The organism is Ignatzschineria cameli (genome assembly GCF_003121895.1).
Lineage (GTDB): Bacteria > Pseudomonadota > Gammaproteobacteria > Cardiobacteriales > Wohlfahrtiimonadaceae > Ignatzschineria > Ignatzschineria cameli.
Genome location: NZ_QEWW01000001.1, coordinates 673,631 through 689,010, shown reverse-complemented (window position 1 = coordinate 689,010; position 15,380 = coordinate 673,631). Strand labels below are relative to the sequence as shown.

At 41.0% G+C, this 15,380-nt stretch carries 9 protein-coding genes; 4 read left to right on the top strand and 5 right to left on the bottom strand.

Annotated elements, in window-relative coordinates:
• Window positions 1-126: 126 nt before the first annotated feature.
• On the top strand, window positions 127-1,401 hold the full coding sequence (locus DC077_RS02685; RefSeq protein ID WP_239990339.1) for an AmpG family muropeptide MFS transporter: 1,275 nt from the start codon (window positions 127-129) through the stop codon (window positions 1,399-1,401).
• Window positions 1,402-1,639: 238 nt separating this feature from the next.
• On the opposite strand, the gene DC077_RS02680 is transcribed toward DC077_RS02685, so the two are convergent.
• On the bottom strand, window positions 1,640-2,305 hold the full coding sequence (locus DC077_RS02680) for a fumarylacetoacetate hydrolase family protein (RefSeq protein ID WP_109201198.1): 666 nt from the start codon (window positions 2,303-2,305) through the stop codon (window positions 1,640-1,642).
• Between the two features lie 653 nt (window positions 2,306-2,958).
• On the opposite strand from DC077_RS02680, the gene DC077_RS02675 reads away from it, so the two are divergent.
• Complete coding sequence (locus DC077_RS02675; RefSeq protein ID WP_109201197.1) at window positions 2,959-3,654, top strand: VIT1/CCC1 transporter family protein; 696 nt, start codon at window positions 2,959-2,961, stop codon at window positions 3,652-3,654.
• An 83-nt stretch (window positions 3,655-3,737) separates the two neighbouring features.
• On the opposite strand, the gene DC077_RS02670 is transcribed toward DC077_RS02675, so the two are convergent.
• From DC077_RS02670 to fdnG, 4 genes are all read right to left on the bottom strand, one after another.
• Entirely contained in the window at window positions 3,738-4,691 is a 954-nt protein-coding gene (locus DC077_RS02670) for a formate dehydrogenase accessory protein FdhE (protein ID WP_109201196.1), read from the bottom strand.
• Window positions 4,692-4,918: 227 nt separating this feature from the next.
• Window positions 4,919-5,587 (bottom strand): formate dehydrogenase subunit gamma, encoded by a 669-nt coding sequence (locus tag DC077_RS02665; protein ID WP_109201195.1) that lies wholly within the window; start codon window positions 5,585-5,587, stop codon window positions 4,919-4,921.
• A 3-nt stretch (window positions 5,588-5,590) separates the two neighbouring features.
• On the bottom strand, window positions 5,591-6,496 hold the full coding sequence (gene fdxH, locus DC077_RS02660; RefSeq protein WP_109217818.1) for a formate dehydrogenase subunit beta: 906 nt from the start codon (window positions 6,494-6,496) through the stop codon (window positions 5,591-5,593).
• Between the two features lie 16 nt (window positions 6,497-6,512).
• Window positions 6,513-9,563, bottom strand: coding sequence for a formate dehydrogenase-N subunit alpha (gene fdnG / locus DC077_RS02655; RefSeq protein WP_109201193.1), 3,051 nt, complete (start codon window positions 9,561-9,563; stop codon window positions 6,513-6,515).
• A gap of 830 nt (window positions 9,564-10,393) precedes the next feature.
• Here fdnG and DC077_RS02650 point away from each other — a divergent pair.
• Both DC077_RS02650 and DC077_RS02645 read left to right on the top strand, forming a co-directional pair.
• On the top strand, window positions 10,394-11,143 hold the full coding sequence (locus DC077_RS02650) for a Nif3-like dinuclear metal center hexameric protein (RefSeq protein ID WP_109201192.1): 750 nt from the start codon (window positions 10,394-10,396) through the stop codon (window positions 11,141-11,143).
• A 350-nt stretch (window positions 11,144-11,493) separates the two neighbouring features.
• On the top strand, window positions 11,494-15,009 hold the full coding sequence (locus DC077_RS02645) for a translocation/assembly module TamB domain-containing protein (RefSeq protein ID WP_109201191.1): 3,516 nt from the start codon (window positions 11,494-11,496) through the stop codon (window positions 15,007-15,009).
• Window positions 15,010-15,380: the final 371 nt, after the last annotated feature.

The following is a 15,380-nucleotide window of genomic DNA, read 5'->3' as shown; positions in this document are numbered from 1 at the left end:
CAAGGAACAAGAAGGGAAAGAAAGAAAAGAGTGCAAGGAAGGTCGATTTGATTCGATTTGATTCGAAGTATGATTTGAGCTGTGATCCGATCGAAATCGGCTAAATTTAAGTCAGGGGAGAGTGAAGTGAAGAGAGTTCGTTTTTTAACAACCATGAGTTACTATTTTTCTCGAAAAAATCTCTCCGTAGCGCTTTTAGGTTTTGCATCCGGCCTTCCTATCTTAATGACCTTATCGACATTCTCCTATTGGCTCTCTACTCTTGGAGTCCAAAAGAGTGCGATCGGTCTTGCCTCACTTTTAGGACTTCCTTATCTTCTCAAATTTTTATGGGCACCGCTTCTTGATCTCTTTTCTATGCCTCTTTTCGGGCAGTTAGGGCATCGTAAAGGTTGGATACTTCTCTTTCTTATCATTATTGCCGGCATCTTTTTCGCCTTAGCCTTTATCGACCCAGCGAAAAACCCCTATCTTTTGGGAATTTTAATCTTTTTACTCGCAACGGCATCAGCAAGTCTTGATATTGTTGTCGATGCGTACCGTATCGACTTCTTAGATGAAGAGACACAAGCATATGGTGCGAGTAGCTATCTTTTTATGTATCGCATTGCGATGTTATTGATGGGAGCAGGTGTTTTAGCGCTCTCGGACTTTTATAGTTGGTCATTAATATTCCAAGGGGTAGGCCTGCTCTTTATCTTAATTGTTCTTTTAACGCTATTGATAGAAGAGCCCAAGCGAGAGGTGGTTATTGAAGAGGGTGAGGCCCCATTAGCCGCGCCTTTAAAGCGCTTTATGGAAGGTTTTATTCAATTTTTTAAACGTGATAAAGCGTTATTCTTTCTGCTGTTGGTTGTCTGTTATAAGTTGCCCGATGCTGTCTCAGGGATTATGGTGACGCCGTTCTATCATGAGATGGGCTACAGTGGTGCCGAGATTGGTGCTGTCACAAAGATCTATGGACTTATTGCAACTTTACTGGGAGCGTTTTTGGCGGCAACGATTATCCATCAATTAGGGCTCTATCGTAGTTTAATTATCTCGGCGGTCTTAATCGGTCTGACAAATTTGGGTTACCTTCTTATTATTGCTAAGCCAAATCTCTGGATGTTGATGGTTGCCATTAGCGGGGAGAACTTTATCTCAGGATTCTCTAGCGCGCTCTTTATTATGTTTTTGGGGCTATTATGTGATCGTAATGCCTCTGCAACACAGTATGCACTGTTGAGTGCTTTAGCCTCTTTTGGCTTGCGCGTATTTGGAGGAGCCTCCGGCTTTTTAGCAGAAGGCCTTGGTTGGGAAGGGTTCTTTATTAGTACGGCAATTTTCTTTATTCCAAGCCTACTTTTAATTCTTTTTCTAAAGCCATCCATAGTGAAGATGAAAGTGCCAACCTCTTAAAAGTCTGCTCTAGTGGTTACTCTACCATCGAACCAATTCATCACTTTACTACTGCTATGACTATTGTTATTACTGTTGTTATTAACACGCATTGTGATAGAACATATTTGTTAAGCATTTATTAAGCATTTATGAAGTGTTGATTCACGATCTATTTGGTGCAGATATTCGTTAGTATAACTCTTCTATGGTCCCCTCTACAGTTGAGGTAGAGGGGAATGATCGCTCTAGTTAGTAATTATTTTGCCTTCATAATTTCAAACTGAGCAGTTATTTGATCTTCAAGCGTTAATGTTAACTGATCGCCAGGCGCGAGTTTACCGACACCTTCTGGTGTTCCTGTGTAGATAATATCTCCCTTAGAAAGCCCATAGACAGTGGAGAGATAAGCGATAATTTCTGCAATAGGATAGATCATCATTTTAGAATGACCATTCTGTTTTAGCTCACCATTTTGTTGAAAGGTAAAGGTGATATCAGTGGGATCTTTGATCTTCTCTGCAGCAATAAAGGGGCTGACGATTGCCGCGCCGGGAAATCCTTTACATTTTGTCCAAGGTTCTCCTCGCTCCTTAATCTGATCTTGTAGATCACGAGCAGTTAAATCTAATCCAACACCATAAGCGCCAATGACTGAGAGGGCCGAAGCTTCCGATAGATTTTTAGCATCCTCTTTAATGTAGATTACCAATTCAGCCTCATAATGAATTGCCTCTGAAAAAGCGGGAAGGGCAATTGAATCCCCTTCGACCGCTAATGCCGAGGTTGGTTTAAGGAAGACTAAGGGTTCTGTTGGGGTTGCATTATTCAATTCAGCAATATGTTTTGCGTAATTTCGACCAATACAGAAGATGTTCTGAATGGGATAACGGTGACCTTCAATTGATATTTCTGCTCTGCTCATCTCTTCTCCTAAGGTTTTTATCTCTCAGTGGATCGCTCCACAACGTTACAAAATATTATCTATTTATTTATCATTTGTGATCGGTCTGAATCTCTCTTTTTTAAGATCGATTGAGCCAATCGGGCGATTTCACCAATAAAGTTGGGTATGACTTTTCCAAGCTCAGCCATCTGTTTTAGTGTAATAGATCTCCGCTTAGGATGTTAGCTCATTTGAGGTTAAGATGACTTTTTATACAGCTTAGAGCGATATCTCTAGACTACGACTCTCTTTTCTCCAAATCATCTTCTCTATAAATCACCATTTATGTCTAGAAGCTAGAAGATTTAATGATCTTAAAACCTAGATCATACTTTAACTGTTAATTATGAGGGAAAAATAGAAGGGCGATATAATATAATTAATCTATATAATAGAACCGGTTAAATTAATAATTAAATTATGATTAGGTATGATTAATGAAATGATATAAAAAACTAAATCTCAAAGTGCAAAGATAGAGGCGCAACATCAAGATAATGGAGTTGAGAGGGTGCATGGCAAGAGATTATGTAAGGGAATTTTAAAAATGAAGTTTTAAGGTTTTAAGGTTTTGAGATTTTAAGTCTTGAAACTTTAAAATATTGATAAAGCGTGAGCAGAGGAACTATTTTATGGCAAAGAGCGAGAAGAAGAGATCAACAGATATTGAGAATAGATTAAATGTCTTAAGAGCCGGAGTTTTAGGCGCTAATGATGGCATTATCTCAACAGCAGGACTTGTCATCGGGGTTGCAAGTGCAACTACCAATATGATGACCATTCTTATTGCCGGGCTTGCAGGTCTATTAGCAGGCGCACTATCGATGGCGGGGGGAGAGTACTCATCTGTCAGTACACAAAAAGATGTTGAAAAAGCAGAAGTAGAGAAAGAGAAGAAGTTGCTAGAGAATGACTATGATGGAGAGAAAGCTGCTTTAACGCACTATTATGAGGAGAAGGGGCTCACTTCTGATATCGCCTCACAAGTTGCAACAGAGTTGATGAAAGAAGATGCTTTAGCGGCAAGAGTGCAGGCAAAGCTCAATATCACACTTGGGGAGTATGTCAATCCTTGGAATGCGGCATTCTCCTCAATTATCTCCTTCTCTTGCGGTGCAATAATCCCGCTCCTCTTTATCCTATTTTTACCACAAGAATTTAAAATTGTCGGTACTTTTGTCGCTGTTTCATTTGCCTTAGCATTGACTGGATTTGTCAGTGCAGCATTAGGGGGCGCTCCGCGATTAAAAGCAGTGATTCGAAATGTAATTGTGGGAATGTTAACCATGGCAGTTACTTATGGCTTAGGGCATATCGCACATATTTAGCATGAAATAGAGAAGAGGCTGACCAGTCAATGGCAGCCTCTTTTTTAATGAAAATAACTGATAGCTTCTGTCGTTAAGATCACTTAGAGAAGATAAGGATTGACTCCAAATGTTTTATAGTTCTCTTCTGTTAAACGTATTGATAAGGGGAGCGTTAAAAGATCTTCAATAAAGGGGTCTGCAAGGAGTGTTTTTGTACGATCAGTAACTTTTAGATAAGTGTGGCACTCATCGCACACCTCGGCATAAATAGGGCTTTTATCCCCTTCGATGCGCTGTTGGTAGAGCGATTTATTGCTAAGGCATTCTGTGCATTGTCCTCTTACAACATGCCATTTTGTTTCACAAAAAGAGCAATATAGATAGCGAAGACCATCTTCACTATTATCAAGGACGCTACTAATTGCCGGCATTTTACAGCAGGGGCAGAGATCACGCTCTTTCAATTGATAATTTTTATCAATCTCAAGCTGTGTCGCGGCATGGTGCAGTGTTGTCTGAAGGGCAGCTAAGAGGAAAATATGCTCTTCTGCCGGAATTTTATCGAGCGTTAAGGTTAGCAACTGTTGCAATATCTGCTTAATAGCTTCTTGATCTTGAGATCGCGTATTAAGTGATGCAATAATCATTAATATATTGTGATAGGGATGACCCTTTTCATCGGCCCTTCCATGAGTTTTTTCATCAATTTCTTTATTGATTTCTGCTTTAATTTCAGATTCAAGGAGCGCTGTAAGTTTTTGGCAGATCATCTGAAGTGCTAATTGAAATTGTGAGAGCGTGCTATTTGTGATCGCGATAAAGGGGGGCGTAGCTTCCTGTGAAATCTTCTCTTTTGGCGCTGAATCAGCATGTGCTAACTGTTGAAAAGCACTCTCTTGGGCAGTCACAATATGGAGCAGAAAAGGAAGTGCCGGCATCTCTGGATGGTTTTTAATGGCCTCTTTAAGCGCTTTTTGTCGATAGGGGTAGTGACTCCCTTTAGGAGGGAGGATCTGGATAATCTCTTTAATGCCACCAACCGGGATATTTGTCATAATTTTTCTCTTTTTCTTCTCTTTTTATATTGAAATAGGAGAGCTCCCTTAATCTTAGCATTACATCTCGCTTTACAAAGATCTTAGGAGCTCTCTTTTAGATACCATTACTCATTGCTTTTCATAATGATATCTTGATATAGTTTTGAGCAATTTTTCAGTAACTTTTCAATAACTTTTCAGTAATTGTTCTGTAGTTTTTCAGCTGTTTGCTGAGTTTACCTGAACTATTTCTTTAAAGGCTCATTATCTTGGCTATTTTTGCTCTCTGATTGCTCAACACCTGCCATCACTTCTTTATACCAAAGCGGGTGATGTGATTTAGCCCATTTCTCTGTAACAACACCTTCTGTCATCGCACGAATAGTACCTTTTACCCAGATTGCCGCATAGACATGCACAATAATTGATGCAATGAGGATTAAGGCAAACCAAGCATGAAGTAGAATCGCAACACGGCGAAGAGGAATACTAAAAGCATTCGCAAAATAGGGCTGCCACATCATAATGCCGGTTACGATTAAGACAATCATTGAGAGCGTCATAATCCAAAACATCACCTTTTGTCCGGCATTATATTTACCAACGTTAGGGAGATGTTCACCTGTAATCACCTCTTTAACAGAGAGTGCCCACTTGACATCTTCTTGATTGATAAAGTTTCGTTTATAGTAGCGGAAAAATTGGATAAAGAAACCCACAAACATAATAACGCCCACAAATGGATGGACGATACGAGCCATTTGTGGCGTACCAAAAATTTGGCTAAACCAGAAAAAACTAGGGTAGAAGAATGCTAATCCTGAAAATGCAAGAAGAATAAAGCAGAAAGCTACCACCCAGTGATTGATGCGCTCCGATGCGGAGTATCGCTGTATAAGTCTCTCTTTTGCCATGATCTATTCTCCTTTACCTTTTGATTTTTTAGGATCAATTATATCTTTCCCTTCGTCGGGATCATCCGCACGGCTAGGGCCTACTGTGACATAGTGTAAAAAGCCGGTGAAGACCGCTGCCGCAATTCCAAATGTAGAGAGGGGTTTTAAGATCCCTTTCCAGAGGCTAGTGACGGGGCTAATCTTAGGATCTTTCGGTAGATCGCTATAGAGTTCAGGTTTGTCAGCATGTTGTAGAACATACATTACATGGGTTCCACCGACACCAGCGGGGTCGTAGAGACCGGCATTTTCATAACCACGTGCATTGAGATCTTTAATTCGATCTGAGGCGTATACTTTCATATCCTCTTTAGAACCAAATTGGATCGCACCTGTTGGGCAAGATTTAACACAAGCAGGCTCTTGACCAACAGCAAGACGGTCGGAGCAAAGAGAGCACTTATACGCTTTATTATCCTTTTTGCTCAGACGAGGAATATTAAATGGGCAACCGGTAATACAATAACCACAACCAATACAGTTCTCCTGATTAAAATCGACAACACCATTATTGTATTGAACGATAGCACCAGGTGAGGGACATGCTTTTAAGCAACCGGGATCTTCACAATGCATACAGCCATCTTTACGAATAAGCCACTCTAACTTGCCATTTTCAGTGGTCTCATTAAAGCGCATAACGGTCCAAGACTCATTGGTTAAATCAGGTGGATTGTTATAAGTACCATCACAAGTTCCAACAACATCACGTAGATCATTCCATTCAGAACAAGCAACTTGACATGCTTTACAGCCGATACAAGCCGAAACATCAATCAGTTTTGCTACTTCAATGCCTTGACGTACATCTGGGGATTTAGTTGAAGTCGCAGAACGACGTTTAATATCTAGAGATTCTAAAATCATTTTTATCTATATCCTTTTATGCATTGAGTGGCTCAACATTCACGAGGAATGTCTTATATTCCGGTGTCTGTGTATTTGCATCACCGACCGCAACAGGTAAGAAGTTGGTTAAGAAGCCTTTCTTCGCAACACTTTCAAATCCCCAGTGAACAGGGATACCAACTTGATGAACTGTCTTACCATCCACTTTGAGTGGCATAATGCGTTTAGTCACAACAGCAACCGCTTCAACATAACCACGATTTGAAGAGACTTTGACGCGATCGCCAAGTTTAATTCCTTTCTCTTTTGCTAGCTCTTCACCAATTTCTACAAATTGTTCAGGCTGGGTAATTGCTGCAAGAAGCGCATTTTTGGTCCAGAATTGAAAGTGCTCTGTTAAGCGATAAGTCGTTCCTACATAAGGGAATTTATCGTGAGTACCTAACATATCGCGGTCTCGCTTAAATATTCTTACCGCAGGATTGTTAACGGGTGTGTAGAGTGGGTTATAGCCGAGTGGAGTTTCCATCGCTTCGAAGTGAGTTGGGAAAGGCCCATCAACTAACTTATCGCTTGAGGAGAGGCGTCCAACGCCTTCAGGATTCATAATGAACGGATCCATTGGACTACCCGGCGCTGCTGTTGCATCAAAGTCAGGAACATCCCAACCAATCCAGCGCTCACCATTCCATTTAAAGAGACGACGATGAGGATCCCAAGGTCTTCCCATGCGGTCAGCAGATGCTCTGTTATAGAGTATCCGGCGATTTGCTGGCCATGCCCAAGCCCATCCTAAGGTGATTCCTAAGCCTGATGGATCGCTATTGTCTCGGCGTGCCATCTGATTACCTTCCTCGGTCCAAGAACCGGTATAGATCCAGCAACCTGCGGCTGTGGAGCCATCATCACGCAACTCAGAGAAACTACCTAAAAGCTCCCCTTTTTTGCGAATTAATTTACCATTTTTATCGTAGAGATCTTCTAATGCATAACCATTTTGCTCTTTTGTGATCTCTTCTGCCGATGGGTGGAGCGGTTGAGCATAATCCCATTGGATATGATGGATAGGATCGGGGAATGCACCTCCCTCTTTTTTATAGAGTTCACGAAGTTTAAAGAGTAGGCGTGAAAGGATCTCTGTATCCCCTTTCGATTCACCAGGACCGTCAGCGGCTTGATAGTGCCATTGTAACCAACGTGCTGAGTTAACAATCGAACCTGAACCTTCTACGAAGCAGTGTGCCGGCAAGCGGTAGACTGTTGTCATTACCTCTTTAGGGTCGATATCGTTATGAGCACCATGATTCTCCCAGAAACTGCCTGTCTCTGTTGTTTGAGGATCGATAACGACAAGATATTTCAGTTTTGCTAATGCTTGACGATTCTTATTGGTATCAGGAATTGCTGCTAATGGGTTAAATCCTTGGCAGATATAACCATTCATCTCCCCTTGATCCATCATCTCAAATGCTTTAATGATGTCATACATTTTGTCCCATTTCGGGAGATAGTCGAAAGCGAAATTATTCTCTTTTGTGGCATGAGGACCATAGAAAGTCTTCATCATGCTATTGAAAAATTTTGGCGTATGTTGCCAATAGTTCATCTGGCCAGGACGAAGCGCTTTCGGTGTAGTCTCACGAATATATTTTTCGTAACTATTTTGAGAGTCACTTGGCAGGTTGAGATAGGCTGGAAGCTGAGTCGAGAGAAGACCTAAGTCTGTTAACCCTTGAATATTGGAGTGACCACGTAATGCGTTCACGCCACCTCCAGGAACACCCATATTTCCTAAGAGAAGTTGAACCATTGCCATGGTTCTGATCATCTGTGTTCCAACAGTATGTTGCGTCCAACCTAAAGCGTAAAGAATGGTAGAAGCTTTATCATTAGCTGCACACTCACCGAGCGTTTCTGCGATATAGAGGAAGTCTTTCATCGGCGTTCCCGTGACTCGCTCCACCATTTCAGGTGTATAACGATCATAGTGAGCACGCATCATGTTGAAGACACAGCGAGGATGTTGAAGCGTCTCATCAACTTTAGCATAACCATTTTCATCGAGCTCATAGGTCCATGATTCACGATCATAACGCTGCAGTTCTTCATTCCATCCAGAGAAGTAACCATCTTCGAAGTCATAATCAGGGTGCATGATAAACTTCGCATTAGTATATTCTTTAACATATTCAAGATTGATCTTGTTGTTATCGATCAACCAGCGGATTAAGCCACCTAGGAAGACAATATCAGAGCCAGAGCGAATCGGCGCATAGAAGTCAGCAACAGCAGATGTTCTATTAAAGCGAGGGTCGACACTTAAGAGTTTTGCTCCCCGTTTTTTCGCTTCAATCGCCCACTTAAATCCAACAGGATGTGCCTCGGCTGCATTTCCGCCCATGACTAAAATGACATCCGCATTACGAATATCGACCCAATGGTTAGTCATTGCACCTCGACCAAAGGTCGCTGCTAAACTAGCAACAGTGGAGCCATGGCAGACACGAGCTTGGTTGTCGATTGCGATCATGCCAAGCGCACGAATAAATTTCCCAGTAACAAATCCATTCTCATTCGTGGTTGCGGAAGTTGCTAGAAAGCCGGTAGAAGTCCAGCGATTCACAGTAACCCCATCACTATTTTTAGTCTGGAAATTGGCATCACGATCATCTTTCATCCAGCGAGCAATTTCATCGATCGCTTGATCCCAAGAGATCGGCTCCCACTTATCAGAGCCAGGACGTCTTACCTCTGGATACTTAACGCGATTAGGGCTATGAACAAAGTCGATAACGCCAGCACCTTTAGGGCAGAGTGAACCACGACTTACCGGATGATCAGGGTCCCCCTCAATATGAATAATCTCAGCCTTGGAGTTTTTCGGTTTACCGCCCATAGAGTAGACTAACATTCCACAACCGACAGAGCAGTAAGTACAGACGGTTCTTGTCTCTTTAGCTTTTAAGATCTTATATTCTCTAACAGCTGCTTCTGAAATGCTCGGCATCATTCCTAATGCAGCGAGGCTTGTAGCACCCACGGTGCCTGCCGACACTTTAAAAAATTGTCGTCTTGATAATTCCATCGTTATTTCCTTTAAACTTTTATAGTTTAATGAGGTAGAAAGAGCTCATTAATTGGGTCAACTATCCTGATCTGATCTTCTTTGAAGTTTCTCTCTACAATCTCTATTTTAGCGCTTGATACGCTACTGCTCATAGAAAAATTGTCATTTCTGCTCTATCAATTTGATCATTAAAAGTCATCTAAAGTGACCCTTGATGATCAAGAGAGTTAATTATCAGGAGTTTAGGTTGTTATATTTTGGATATAATTAATAGATAATGACTCAATAATTATTGATCTCTATTTTCTCTTTATAGATCTTTTATTTGTTGATAATAGAACAATGTCAGAACAATGCCGAAAAAATAGAGTGATATGCGCCACTGAACCATTGCACTAGAGAGTCATTAAAACGGTACAGATCAGTATATTGTATCGCTATTGATGTCAATAATCTATATGGGTGATTTACATTTCTTCTGAATCATTGTATTTAGGCAAGATTTAAAATATTAAGGCTGTCGGAATGAGTGATAAGTAAGAGATAAACCAGATAACAAATGAATAGCCAAGGAAGCACCATTTTCCTAAGAAAAGGGATGCTCAAGTAGGAAAAAAGACATAGAATAGGCTAATACTAATTCTTTGTGGCATATGCTATTGCACATCTGTTATTGCATCTCTGTTGTATTGGTTGATCTACAAACATTTCAAAACCTTTTCAGCGGAGAGAATCGTATCGATCGCTGCTCAATTGCTGCATAAGTAGTTAACTATTTAGGGATCCCTTATTATTTATATTAATTTTTTACAAATCGTGAGAAATAGGAATTTAGATTAGTCATCACTATGAATAACTTACAACTAGAAAAAATCATCAATGAGAAATTAAAGAGTAATGAAATTAAAGATTATGTCCCCAATGGATTGCAGGTGGAGGGGCGGTCGGAGATTAAGCGAATTATTACAGGCGTTACGGCAAGCTTAGAGCTCATCGAATATGCATTAGAGCGCAATGCAGATGCCTTAATCGTTCATCATGGTTATTTTTGGAAGAGTGAATCACCACTCATTCGGGGCATGAAGTATGAGCGAATCAAAAAGCTGATCGAAGGTGGAATTAATCTTTATGCCTATCATCTCCCATTAGATCTTCATCCAGAGTTGGGAAATAATGCGCAATTGGCAAAGCTTTGGAATATTGAGAGTGTTGCGCCTATTTCTGAGGAGAATCCTTTAGTATTAACAGGGGATCTTGTTGAGCCTGTAGATGTGGTCTCTTTTGCCAAGATGATTAAACGGACTTTGGGAAGAAAGCCTTTTGTGGAAGCTTCAGGACCTAAATTGATTCAGCGAGTCGCTTGGTGTTCTGGTGCGGCGCAGGATGCTCTCGAAGAGGTTGCAATGCAGGGGTTTGATGCATTTATTACAGGTGAGGTCTCTGAGCGGACGATCTATATTGCTCGGGAGCTAGGGATTCATTTCTTCGCCGCGGGGCATCATGCAACAGAGCGATCAGGTGTGGCGCAGTTAGGAGAGTGGTTAGCTACCGATCACGATCTTGAAGTTGAGTTTATCGATATTCATAATCCCATTTAAGAGTGTGAGTAAGTATCTATTTCCTTAAAAGTAATGAGTATCAGTCACTTGCAATCGTAGATAATGAATCACTGCTATTAGATGTGATTAACAGTATAATAGACCGCTAATAAGACCGTTAATATATACAATTTGATATAAGATCTAACGCAATCTTGGTGCAATATGAGTACCAAAAATGAGCTCCAAAGATTAGTAGAACGATTATTACAAATGATTAGTACAAAAGTAATAGAAGTATTAATGCAATAGATACAATTGCATATAACTATATGCAACTATATATAGCTGTATACAACCTATGCAATATTAACTATAGATGAGTAAATCAGATAGCTAAAAGGGTAGAGATGTCAAAACAGATTGAAGAGAATCACGAGAAGAAGATTCCACTTGCAGAGAATGATGAGCAGGCGTTAGATCAATCTGCCTCACATCAAGAATTACCCCAAAGCCCTTCGAAAGAGGGGGAAACAGCTGGGGATGAGAAGGGAAAGAAAGGTAGAGGTGCTCGAAAAAGAGGAAAGAAGAGATCTCTCATCGGTCGTTTTTTTACCTGGCTTTTAAGTAGCATTTTGATGCTCTTTACTGCGATTGTTCTACTTCTCTTCTTTTTAGTTGATACACAGGCGGGCCTTCGAACTTTAACCGCAGCAGCGAATCGCTATGCAAGTGACTATATCTCAATTGGTGATGCTAAAGGGCGTTTAGGGCAATCGTTTCAACTTAATGATCTTACTCTAAAGCTTCCTAACTATCAGCCCCTTAAGATTGAATCTCTCAGTTTAGCGTGGGACTATGTTGCGCTGTTAGATAAAAGGGTGGATCTTAAATCGATCCAAGTGACAGGAGCAGATCTCAATTTCACCCCATTAGTACCTGAGCCAGAGAAGGAATCTTCAGAGCCTTTCTCTCCTCTTTCAATCAAGGAGATTGATATTCCGATCAATCTCTCTTTAGATTCACTCGATTTTGCTGGAAGTACCTTGCAAATAGGTGATTTTTATCTTGGATTGAATCAATTTCAGATCGATGATTTAGCATTAGTAGAGAATCGCGTTACCCTAAAGCATGCACTTGGGGATCTCCATGTTTTAGTGGGAGATAGTGTTGATCTTCCTTTTATCGTCGCGCTCAATGGGGATATCGATATCCCTAAAGAGGGGGTTGATCTTAACTTAGCGCTCTATGCTCAAGATGGTATTGTCAATGATGAGCATTTTAATGTTGCGCTTAATTCCCAGCTTGATGGCGAATTAAATGATCTTTCATTTAATGTCGATGGGCGTGTTGATTGGTCAAATATGTTAAATGACCCTATTCTTTTGAAACTAGAGAATAATCTTTTGGCGCAAAATAAGATCTCCACCTATCTCCATATTAAGAATTTAGCTAATCAAATTATGGCAGAGAGTGTATGGCAGATCGATCAACCTTATGATTTTGATTTGACAATGAAGATGAATGCGCCTTATCTCTCGCAATTTCATCCAAATATCAGAGGCTCGATGATCGGTGATCTCTGTCTGCAGGGAGATTTGATGAAGCCGCTCCTCAATGCCGATGTTCGGGTGGAGAAGCTCGATATTTTAGGGTTGCGCCTCAATCTTTTAACCTTAATGGGATCTCATAAAGAGAATCATCAAGCAAAGGTTGCACTACTGTTAGATCAGGTAAAATTTAATGAATTCTATCTAAAACATCTCGGAATCGATCTTGATGGAACATTAACGGAAGAGTTTACTTTCGATATCTTGATTGAGGATTTAGAGCGGGAACTTGTCGCTCAGGCAGAAGAGAGTGCCTACAATGAAGTAAATATTGATAAAGTGACAGCAACTGGCAGTGAGGAGGAGATTTTTTATGCGGAAAATATGCCGATCTCTTTCTCTCCTAAAGGAGCGACAGAAGTTTTAATAAAAAATGTTGAGTATCGTGTTCAAGGGCGTGCCGAATCGCATCAGTTTAATTTTCTGCTCGATAGTATTGGCGGCATGATTCATTCTAATGGTGTGGCAGCACTGCAAAACGTCACAACGGATCCGACATTTGATCTCTATCTTGGTGAGTCGAAGATCTCTTCTCCTTTTGTGGGTGATTTTGAATTAAATCGACCTGCCTATTTTCATCTAGGTGTTAAAGATCAGCAGGTTAAATTGAGTCCTGTCTGTTATCAGCAGGGGTATGTGGTTCTTTGTGCTGAGGGTGAAAGAACGAAAGAGGGGGTCAATACGGCTGTTGTGACACTCAACAATCTTCCTTCATCGCTACTTAAAGATTATCTTCCCGATAATATCTCGATCAATACTAAGGCGAATGTCACTATTGCCGGACAATTTTCGGATGAAGAAGATTTTATTGGGGTTACAAATGTCTCCCTCTCAAAAGGGGATATTCGATATCGCCTTCAAGGTCGCGAAGTTGAGATTCCGCTCTCTACAACTCTCCTCGATATTCAAGCCCGACCTAGTGGGATAACAAGTACGCTAAATGTCGATTGGGGTAAATATCTGCGAGTCGTCGGGGATGGAAAAGTTGATGATCTCTTTAAAGAGAATAGGGTGGCAGCAAAGGTAAAAGCTGATGTCCCAAGTTTGAATTGGATATCACCTTTAGTGCCGGCACTTCAAGGATTAGGGGGAGAGATTCTCTTGACCTCAGAAGTCAATGGACCATTAGCGCATCCCGAGATCGGAGCGAATTTGTCAGTGAAAGATGGTCGGCTCTATATCGCATCGCTCAATAGTCGCTTGAAAAATATCAATCTTAATGTCAACCTGCAAAAGGGAACACCCGTTTTCCTCATTAAGGGTGGAGTAGGGACAGATAAAGGGGCTCTACAGCTTGATGGAGTCTACAATATCTCCAACTTAACCGCTTCTCTTAATGTGAAGGGAAATGATCTTCTCTTAGCGAATAGTGAAGATATCAAGTTAATTATTAGTCCACAATTGAGCTTTAATGCTTTAGGTAAGCCGGGGGGCGGCAGATATCGTTTGACAGGAACGGTGAAAATACCTGAGTTGGTCTATCAGCATAAAGACTCCGGCGGAGGTGGATCTGTTGTGACAGTCTCAAGTGATACCGTTATTATCGGCGATGGTAATGAGCATAAGCGCAGTGAGAGCTTTATGAATAATCTCTACATGGATGTGAGCTTCATCTTGGGAGATCGTATCTTAGTGGGGGCGGAAGGGCTCACTGCAACCTTAAATGGTGGCGTTAAAGTAACGAAGGCTTATGGACAGACGATACGGGGACTTGGCGTCATCAATATTGGCAAAGGGGAATTTGATATTTATGGTCAGCTACTAACCCTCGATAAAGGGAAAATACAGTTCTCAGGGGCATCAATTACCAATCCAACACTCGATATTCAAGCCTCACGAAGTTTTGTTAATGAGATTGAAGGGCGTGAGGTACAGGTCGGGGTTAAGGTATTAGGGAGTGCAGAAGCTCCAAGAATAGAGCTCTATTCATCACCGATGTTGACTGATATCGAGATTGCCTCTTATCTCTTCTTAGGTCGTAGTCCAAATCTGCAGTCACCAACAGAGAATCTTATGTTACTCAATATGGTTCGTAAAATCGCGATGGGAGAACCGATCTCCGGCTCGAAGAATGGTCTTGCGAGTCAGTTAGGTTTGAGCGACTTTGGCTTTATGGAGACACCAGATGGATCTATTGGTGTAGGGATTGGAAAACGTTTTGCCAATAGCTTCTATGTGGGCTTAGGGGTAGGTGTCGAAGATAGTGAGGGTGCCTTTGCAATTTTAAGATATCGATTCTTGAAATACTTTAACGTCAACACCGCCATCATGAGTGAAGGTGGAAGTATTAACGTCAACTACCTAAGAGATTTTTAGAAAGTCGGCTTATGGCGTTGTCGGGTCTTTTGACTATTCTCCTGCTAAATTCTGTCATCTATCGCAGGCCGGTAAGTTATAATTTTATGATTGTATGCCGGCATTTAATTGCCGGCAATCGCTCTAATCATATTGAGTAGCTTAAGTAGTAAGATTACTCTATTAGTAAGGTAGTACTTTTGTAGTGAACGTTATTTGATAAAAAGATCATTCGCTTGCAAAGTTGTTACTTATAAAATAGTTGGTCATAATGAGGTAAAGGCGAGACAAAGGCGGATAAAAAAATCGGGAGCAAGTCCCGACTTTATCTTTTGAATCTTCTATCTGAGTCTTCTATCGATTAACGCTTTACTGATCTCTCTATGCCATAT

What these genes read in the sequence shown, in the direction of transcription:
- fdxH (WP_109217818.1), bottom strand. Translation starts at nt 6,496, where the DNA reads ATGATTTTAGAATCTCTAGATATTAAACGTCGTTCTGCGACTTCAACT.
- DC077_RS02650 (WP_109201192.1), top strand. Translation starts at nt 10,394, where the DNA reads ATGAATAACTTACAACTAGAAAAAATCATCAATGAGAAATTAAAGAGT.
- fdnG (WP_109201193.1), bottom strand. Translation starts at nt 9,563, where the DNA reads ATGGAATTATCAAGACGACAATTTTTTAAAGTGTCGGCAGGCACCGTG.
- DC077_RS02645 (WP_109201191.1), top strand. Translation starts at nt 11,494, where the DNA reads ATGTCAAAACAGATTGAAGAGAATCACGAGAAGAAGATTCCACTTGCA.
- DC077_RS02680 (WP_109201198.1), bottom strand. Translation starts at nt 2,305, where the DNA reads ATGAGCAGAGCAGAAATATCAATTGAAGGTCACCGTTATCCCATTCAG.
- DC077_RS02665 (WP_109201195.1), bottom strand. Translation starts at nt 5,587, where the DNA reads ATGGCAAAAGAGAGACTTATACAGCGATACTCCGCATCGGAGCGCATC.
- DC077_RS02670 (WP_109201196.1), bottom strand. Translation starts at nt 4,691, where the DNA reads ATGACAAATATCCCGGTTGGTGGCATTAAAGAGATTATCCAGATCCTC.
- DC077_RS02675 (WP_109201197.1), top strand. Translation starts at nt 2,959, where the DNA reads ATGGCAAAGAGCGAGAAGAAGAGATCAACAGATATTGAGAATAGATTA.